Origin of the sequence: Thermomonas sp. (genome assembly GCF_035369645.1) — a bacterium.
Classification (GTDB): domain Bacteria; phylum Pseudomonadota; class Gammaproteobacteria; order Xanthomonadales; family Xanthomonadaceae; genus Thermomonas.
Genome location: NZ_DAOOUM010000043.1, coordinates 10,328 through 17,400 on the forward strand (window position 1 = coordinate 10,328; position 7,073 = coordinate 17,400).

The window sequence follows — 7,073 nt, forward strand, 5'->3', positions numbered from 1 at the left end:
GGCGTGTCATCCAGCAAATCATCCAACCGATAGCGCAACAACACGCGACCAATCCGCCAGGCCCGCAGTGCCGCCTTCATGCGGGCAGCCCTTGCTCGCGGCGCAAACGCGCAATTTTTGCGGCGATGCGCTCCACGTCATCGCGCAGTGCGTCCACATCATCATGGAATGCATCCAGTTCAGCGCGCGGCACCACGTCGCGGCTTTCTTCGGTCAAATACTCAGCCGTGGTTTCCGCCAGATTGCGGCCCGCCACCTGTGCCTGCTTGAGCGCAGCGCGCACCGCCTTGGCAATTTGCACACCTAGCACCTCACCAAACACGTTGACGAAGGGCAGTTGCCAATCGGGATCAAACCCTTGTGCGAGTTTTTGCAGGCGCTGTGCCAATTCGGCATCGCCCTCGATACGCAATTTGCCCACTGGCGGCGCATTGTGGCTGCGAAAGATAGGTAATTGCCGCAGCAAACCGTTCAAACTGCTGCGCACGCCCAGATCCGGCTCGGTGTCGGCATCCACCGGGCCTACGCGCAGAGCGTCACCGGCCACCGTGATTTGCAGCGCAAGCGGAGGCGCGGTCAGCGTCAGTGCCACCCGCTGCCCATCCAGTGCCGCAAGGCCTGCGCGGGTATCGGCATCCAACGCCAGCGCGTGATTCAGCGCGCTTTCCAGCGCTTTGCCGGCCGGCTGTTTCCAATTGAAGGGCAATCCAGTCATGCCGGCATTGTAGCGGCGGGAACGCGCTACACCTTGCCCGCGACCAAGGCGGCCCGCAGCCGCGCCAAGCCCTCATTCATGCTCACCTGCGGCACATAGCCAAAATCGCGGGTGGCCGGCGCCATGGCATACCAATGTGCGGTACTCAGTTGTTCGGCCAGAAAGCGCGTCATCGGCGGTTCACCGCGCAGGGGCAGCAACGTCCACGCCCCTTCGCAAAACGCACCCAGTGCATACGCCAAGCGAAATGGCAGCGTGGCATGCACTTGCGGCGCATCGGCGGCGCGCAGTAAGCCATTCAAGACCTCACGCAACGGCCATGGTTCGCCATTGCTGATGAAATACGCCTTGCCGGCGCAAGCCGCACCCGGCTGCAAGGCCGCCAGCGCATCCAGATGTGCCTGCGCCGCGTTGTCGATGTAGGTGGTATCCACCAAATTATTGCCATCGCCCACCAAGCGCAGCCGTCCACTGCGTGCGCGCGCCACCAGCTTCGGCAGAATCTGGGTATCGCCCGGCCCCCAGATCAAGCGCGGACGCAGTGCAATGGTGGCCAGTTGCGCATCGTTGGCGGCCAGTACTTCGCGCTCGGCAATGATTTTGCTGGCGGCGTAATGCGCCTTCACGCCTTCGCCATAGGGCACGGCATCGGCACCCAAGCCTTCCACCGGATGGGTGGCGCGATGCACCACGCTAGGCGTGGAGGTGTGTACCAACTTGCCGATGCCATGCGTGCGGCACGCGGCAATCACATGCCGCGTGCCCAGCACATTGGCGCTGAAATAGCTGGCATAACTGCCCCAGGTCCCGGCCTTGGCAGCGTTATGCAGCACTGCATCGAAACCTTCGGCAAAGGCCTGCTGCACGGCGTCAGGGTCTGCCAAATCGCCCTGCAACTGGCGCACCCCCAGCACATCCAACCCTGCATGCCGGCTGCGGCTGAAACTGGCCACAGCGTGACCTTGCGCCAGCAAGCCGCGGCACAGGGCTTGGCCAAGAAATCCACCGCCACCAGTAACAAGTACCTTCATTGTGCTTGTTTGATTCGCAATTTTTTCGCCGCCCAAACCGCCAATTTCTCGCGGCTGATTTTGGCGTTGTGACGGATATCCACCGGGAACGGTTTGGGGTAATGCAGGAAGTGGCTGATCTTGGCGGTGTGCACCAAGCCATTGGCGATATAGCGCAGTTCATCGGCCACTTCGACGGGATTTGCACGGCTACCCGTGTTGAGCTCGAACAACAGCACGGGTGTCTGCTTGCCGGCTTCGCCTACGCCCACCAGTGCGGTGCGCGCAACATCCGGGCGGGTGTTGAAATACGGTTCGACCTGTTCCGTGCACAGGGTGGTCACCTCGTCCATCACCACGCGTTGTGATTTACGCCCGCAGAACCAGAGCCGGCCGTCTGCATCGAACCAACCCAAGTCCCCCATGCGATGCACGATACGGGTGCTGCCATCGCTCAAGGTCTCCTGGATTTTGGCCAACGCTGTCTGCGCATCACGATTGTAATAACTGTCGGTCGCACTGGGCCCGGCCACTGTAATTTCGCCCACTTGGCCGGCGCCCACTTGCAAGCTGTTGTCCCAATGTGCAATCGCGGTATCGCTGATGCGGATGATGCGCACCTCATTGGGTGCTACCGGCCGTCCCACGCAGGTGCCGGCACCGGTTTCGGTGCGGCTGCGCAGGGCCAGCAATTCACGGCCTTCGATCACTGCAACCGGCAGGCACTCGGTGGCACCGTAGGGTGTCCAGAATTGGGCATCCTTCGGCAACAGCTCCAACATGCGCTGCACCACCTGCGGTGGCACCGGCGCGCCGGCACTGGTGACACGCCGGATACTGGGCAGGGATTCGCCATATTCGGCCAGCACCCGCATCAAGGCCGGCGAGCCAAACAACTGGGTGACACCAAACCGAGTGATCGCCTTGTGCAGCTTGCGTGGGTTGGCTTTGGCAGGACGCGTGGGATCCATGTCGGGAATGATGCTGGTCAGGCCCAGTGCGGGATCAAATAAGGCAAATGGTGGGAAGGTGGGCAGATCAATGCCACCGGCCTCAATCCCAAATGCCCTCCCCAGCATTTCAATTTGTGCGATGAAATGCCGATGCCGATACACCACGCCCTTGGGCACACCGGTGCTGCCGCTGGTGAACAGGATCGCCGCCACTTCATCGCCGCCAGTGGCGGCCAACTGCGGGCCTGCACCCGCGCCTTCGGCCTCCACCTGCGCCAAGGTGGCATCGGCCCACCATGCATTGCGCCCGGTGGTAATTCGTACATGCGCAGAGCTGGCCCAGCCCAATAGTTTTTTGGCCAACATCGCCAAGGGAATGCCGATAAAGGCTTGCGGCTGCGCCTCATCCAAACATTGCTTCAACGCGCGCTTGGCAATCCCCGGATCCACCAACACCGGCACAGCACCGCGCTTGAATAGCGCAAACATCAGCAAGAAAAACTCCGGGGTGGGCCGCACCATCACCACCACCCGGCTGCCGCGTGCGATGCCGCGCTTGCCCAGCCCTGCGGCAATGGCATCGCTGCGTGCATCCAGCTGGGCGTAACTCAGGACGTTGGAATAGCGCCCCAAACGCCCCGGTGTGCGCATTGCCGCTTGCTCTGGCGTGGCCAATGCCAGACGCGGCAGCGCAGCGGCGATATTACGTGTGACGGAGGACTGCATCGGTAGCATGGTTGCATGATCGCTGCAGATTGTCGCCCAATTGCGTCGAAAACACTTGCATGCAACGCGAATCCGGCAAAAAATCGCGCCCTGTTCCCGTCACTGGCCGGATAAGGCTCGGCATTCCATGCATCCCTGTCTCAGCTGTGGCGCTTGTTGTGCCTATTTCCGGGTCAGCTTTCATTGGTCCGAAGCCGACCCTGCCCTGGGCGGGGTGGTGCCGTCGGAGCTGACCGAGACTCTGCGTACCCACGAGCGCGTGATGCGGGGCACCTCGCAAGTGCAACCACGCTGCATCGCACTGGATGCCGACATCGGCCGCTATAGTCGCTGCACGATCCACGACCGGCGGCCATCGGTTTGCGCCTTGGTGCCGGCCAGCTGGGAGTTTGGTGCCAGCAGCGCGCAGTGCGACAAAGCACGCGTGGCACATGGTTTGCCGGTGTTGGCGGCAGACGATTGGATTGATGTGAGTGAGACCGATAAAAATCCGCTGCCGCAACTTTGACGCAGCGCGCTTCATTCACAACGGATTGGCGTCCAAAAAGCGCCGAATCGCTGGTACCAACACTTCGTGTTTGTCTTCCATCACATAATGACCGGCATCGTCGAACTCACGCACCACTGCACGCGGTAGCGCACGCCGGAAGCCGGCCAAAAAATGTTCGTCGAACACGAAATCACGCAGCCCCCAGCCGATAAACGCCGGGCGGTCGGCATAACCTGACAAGGCTTGCGCACTGGCCTGCACCAATGGCATCGCCCGATCACCCTCATGCAGCGGGATATCCTGCATGAAGCGCAGGGTGGAAATCGCCTTGTCCCAGCCGCTGTATACCCCGGCGTAGGCCTCACGCACCGCCTTGGGCAGCGCACGCACCGTGCCGAAGCGCGCCGCGCCGCGTGCAAACAAGTTGAAGCGGCGAATCAGCCAACCGCCCAATGTTGAATCGCGCCCCATCGCCAGTCGCAGCGGAAACCGCTTGCTGGTGGGCAACGGGAAGGCCGCGGTGTTGGTGATCACCAGTCGCTTGATCCGCGCCGGGTCACGCAGCGCCCAGCCAAACCCGATCATCCCGCCCCAGTCGTGCACCACCAACGTCACTGGCCCGGTGATGCCCAGATGTGCGAGCAATGCATCCACATCGTCGATACGCGATTGCAAGGTGTAGTCGTACTGCGGCGATGCCGAAGGTGCATCGTCTGGTTTATCGCTCAGTCCCATCCCCACATGGTCGGGCGCGATGCAGCGGTACTTGTCCGATAGCGCGGTGACCAAATGCCGCCAGTAGTAACTCCACGACGGATTGCCGTGCAGCATCAGCACGACCTCGCCATCGCGCGGGCCTTCGTCGAGGAAGGACATGCCGATGCCGGGGCGCACGGTGAAACGTTGTGGGGTGAAGGGATAGTCGGGAAAGTGCATGGATGACATCACTGACAGCGCGCCGGTCTTACCACTCCACCTCGGCCATCGAGCAATTCAAGCCGGAGCCAATTCCCAGCAGGGCGATGCGGCTGCCTTTTTTCAGGCGGCCAACTTCGCGCAGCTTGGACAACACGATGGGCACGCTGGCCGGGCCGATGTTGCCGTGTTCGGCAAAGATGGTCATCACTTTTTGAGGGTCGATGCCCATCGCCTTGGTGAACGCAGCGGTGTGTACTTTGCTGACCTGATGGATGACGAACTCATCCAGCTCACTGGCCACCCAACCCAACTTCAATTTGGCCGCTTCAAAGGTCTTGGTGGCCAGCTTGATGCCTTCGATCAGCAACATGCGGGTATCGGTGATCATGCCGTCAAGGTTGCCGCGGCACAGCTTGTTCCACTCGGTGGCCGCGCGCGTCACGCCGCCTTTGTAGCGCGGAGCGCCGGGGGCCAGCTCGCTGCGTGCCAACACCATGGCTGCCGCGCCCGAGCCCAAGGTAAGGGTGGCCAATTCGTTGCGGAAATCTTCCTCGGTGACATCCTCGCGGGTCATGCGCTCCAAGGTTTTTTCGTAGGCCAGATTGGCGGTTTCACCATCGACGATCAGGGCGTAGTCGATTTCGCCACGCTCAATCATGCGGCTGGCAATATCCATGCCGTTGATGAAGGCCAAGCAGGCATTGGCGACATCAAAATTTTGGCAGGTGTCGGGCAAACCAAGATTGCCGGACACGATCGAGGCGGTGGACGGCTCCAGATAATCGCGGCTCACCGAGGTGTTGACCAACAGCCCCACTTTGTTGGGGTCGATGCCAGCGTCACCCAGCGCCTTCACACCCGCCAAGGTGGCCGCATCCGAGGCCAGTACCTCACCATCCCATAAGCGACGGGCGTGGATGCCGGCGATATCGCCGAGCACGTCGATCTTGATGCCCAGCCGGTCCAGCGTGGGTTTCAGACGCAGATTGATCTCATCCGAACTCAACCGACGCGGGGCGTCGATATGGGCTAAACCGGCAATGGCAACACGTTGAAACAGCATGGGCGGACACTCGTACAGGCACCAACGCGGTACCGGAACCGCACAGGATAGCGCGTTCCTTGACAATACGCTGGCGTATCGTCATTTTTCCGCATGCTGGCGCTGCCTGCCCGCGCGTAAATTCAGCGGCAACGCCACATCGCCCAGCGCTGGTTGCCGTCCTCGGCGGGCCCCAATGGGCTGATCCGATTGGCCGCCGATGCCGGTGCTTCGTTGCGGGCCAAAGTTTCCAACTCATCACGCACTTGGGTCTCGCTGCGCTCGTAAAACCCCACTTTGTGGGTGACCGATACCGCCACTTCACCGCGCGCTTCACAGCCGACGGGGGCGGCACGCAGGACGAGCACTTGTTTGGCCCCCGGGGCCAGTTTCACAAATGTGCACGCCGACACGCACAGCATGGCGCAACACAACAAACCCGTTCGCATCGCAGGCATTGGATCTCCTCGTACCCAAAACAAAGCCCGCCAAGTGTGGCGGGCTTTGTGTGCAGCAGGATGAATGGTGTACTTACTTCAAGGCGCGCTTACTTCTTGGTGACCGGTTTGCCGTCGGCATCCAGCACAGTGACTTCACCTAGCTTCAATGCCTCCACCGGGCCTTGGGTCTTGGACAAATCACCCACCACCAGCCACGTCAGCCCTTGGCTAGACAACACCTTGGCTGCCGCGTTCACTTGTGCCGGGGTCATGGCCTCGATCTCGGCGCTGCGCTTGAACACGTAATCATCCGGACGGCCATACAGGGCATTACTGGAAATGGTATTCATCACCGCCGAAGCCGTTTCGTAGGCACCCGGCAACGTCAAGGTCAGCACCTTCTTCATGCCGGCCACTTCCTCGGCACTGGCCGGACGCTTGCCGCTGGCGTAATCGCTGAGCTCACGTTGCATTTCCGCCATGGCCTCGCCGGTCTTGTCGATCTGCACCGGCGCACTGGCCCGCCACAAACGCTGACCTACCGCGGCACTGGCGCCACTGCCGGCACCGTACGACCAGTGCTTGTCTTCACGTAGGTTCATGTTCAAACGCGCGGTGAAGTCGCCACCGATCACCATATTGGCCATGTCGTATTGCACCGATTTGGCATCGTTGCTGGACGGCATGGTTTCTGCGGCCACGATATTGGCCTGCACGGCACCGGGCTGGTCGATCATGAAAACACGCGCCTTGGGTTGTGCCGCCGCCATCGGGATCGC

8 protein-coding genes are annotated in these 7,073 nt (G+C 61.4%); 1 reads left to right on the forward strand and 7 read right to left on the reverse strand.

Features of this window, described 5'->3' with window-relative positions:
• Nucleotides 1-76 precede the first annotated feature (76 nt).
• The 3 genes from PK789_RS09025 to oleC are packed head-to-tail and all read right to left on the reverse strand — an operon-like array spanning nt 77 to nt 3,404.
• The gene (locus tag PK789_RS09025; RefSeq protein WP_324308436.1) at nt 77-715 is read right to left on the reverse strand and encodes a ubiquinone biosynthesis accessory factor UbiJ; all 639 of its coding nucleotides are present in this window, start codon (nt 713-715) and stop codon (nt 77-79) included.
• 26 nt (nt 716-741) lie between these two features.
• Nucleotides 742-1,746, reverse strand: a complete 1,005-nt coding sequence (oleD, locus tag PK789_RS09030) for a 2-alkyl-3-oxoalkanoate reductase (RefSeq protein WP_324308437.1) — start codon at nt 1,744-1,746, stop codon at nt 742-744.
• A complete protein-coding gene (gene oleC, locus PK789_RS09035) occupies nt 1,743-3,404 on the reverse strand; it encodes an olefin beta-lactone synthetase (protein WP_324308438.1) in 1,662 nt (553 codons plus the stop codon). Before oleC ends, oleD begins: the two co-directional genes overlap by 4 nt.
• Nucleotides 3,405-3,531: 127 nt before the next feature.
• Between oleC and PK789_RS09040 the strand changes: the two genes are divergently transcribed.
• Nucleotides 3,532-3,912, forward strand: coding sequence for a YkgJ family cysteine cluster protein (locus PK789_RS09040; RefSeq protein WP_324308439.1), 381 nt, complete (start codon nt 3,532-3,534; stop codon nt 3,910-3,912).
• Nucleotides 3,913-3,927: 15 nt separating this feature from the next.
• On the opposite strand, the gene PK789_RS09045 is transcribed toward PK789_RS09040, so the two are convergent.
• From PK789_RS09045 to PK789_RS09060, 4 genes are all read right to left on the reverse strand, one after another.
• Nucleotides 3,928-4,830 (reverse strand): alpha/beta fold hydrolase, encoded by a 903-nt coding sequence (locus PK789_RS09045; RefSeq protein WP_324308440.1) that lies wholly within the window; start codon nt 4,828-4,830, stop codon nt 3,928-3,930.
• A gap of 28 nt (nt 4,831-4,858) precedes the next feature.
• Nucleotides 4,859-5,875 (reverse strand): 3-oxoacyl-ACP synthase III, encoded by a 1,017-nt coding sequence (locus tag PK789_RS09050; RefSeq protein ID WP_324308441.1) that lies wholly within the window; start codon nt 5,873-5,875, stop codon nt 4,859-4,861.
• A gap of 122 nt (nt 5,876-5,997) precedes the next feature.
• The gene (locus PK789_RS09055; protein ID WP_503011933.1) at nt 5,998-6,312 is read right to left on the reverse strand and encodes a DUF4156 domain-containing protein; all 315 of its coding nucleotides are present in this window, start codon (nt 6,310-6,312) and stop codon (nt 5,998-6,000) included.
• 89 nt (nt 6,313-6,401) lie between these two features.
• Nucleotides 6,402-7,073 (reverse strand): M16 family metallopeptidase (locus PK789_RS09060; protein WP_324308442.1); only part of this gene is annotated, 672 nt, incomplete at its 5' end.

What these genes read in the sequence shown, in the direction of transcription:
- PK789_RS09040 (WP_324308439.1), top strand. Translation starts at nt 3,532, where the DNA reads ATGCATCCCTGTCTCAGCTGTGGCGCTTGTTGTGCCTATTTCCGGGTC.
- PK789_RS09050 (WP_324308441.1), bottom strand. Translation starts at nt 5,875, where the DNA reads ATGCTGTTTCAACGTGTTGCCATTGCCGGTTTAGCCCATATCGACGCC.
- PK789_RS09045 (WP_324308440.1), bottom strand. Translation starts at nt 4,830, where the DNA reads ATGCACTTTCCCGACTATCCCTTCACCCCACAACGTTTCACCGTGCGC.
- PK789_RS09055 (WP_503011933.1), bottom strand. Translation starts at nt 6,312, where the DNA reads ATGCCTGCGATGCGAACGGGTTTGTTGTGTTGCGCCATGCTGTGCGTG.
- PK789_RS09025 (WP_324308436.1), bottom strand. Translation starts at nt 715, where the DNA reads ATGACTGGATTGCCCTTCAATTGGAAACAGCCGGCCGGCAAAGCGCTG.
- oleD (WP_324308437.1), bottom strand. Translation starts at nt 1,746, where the DNA reads ATGAAGGTACTTGTTACTGGTGGCGGTGGATTTCTTGGCCAAGCCCTG.
- oleC (WP_324308438.1), bottom strand. Translation starts at nt 3,404, where the DNA reads ATGCAGTCCTCCGTCACACGTAATATCGCCGCTGCGCTGCCGCGTCTG.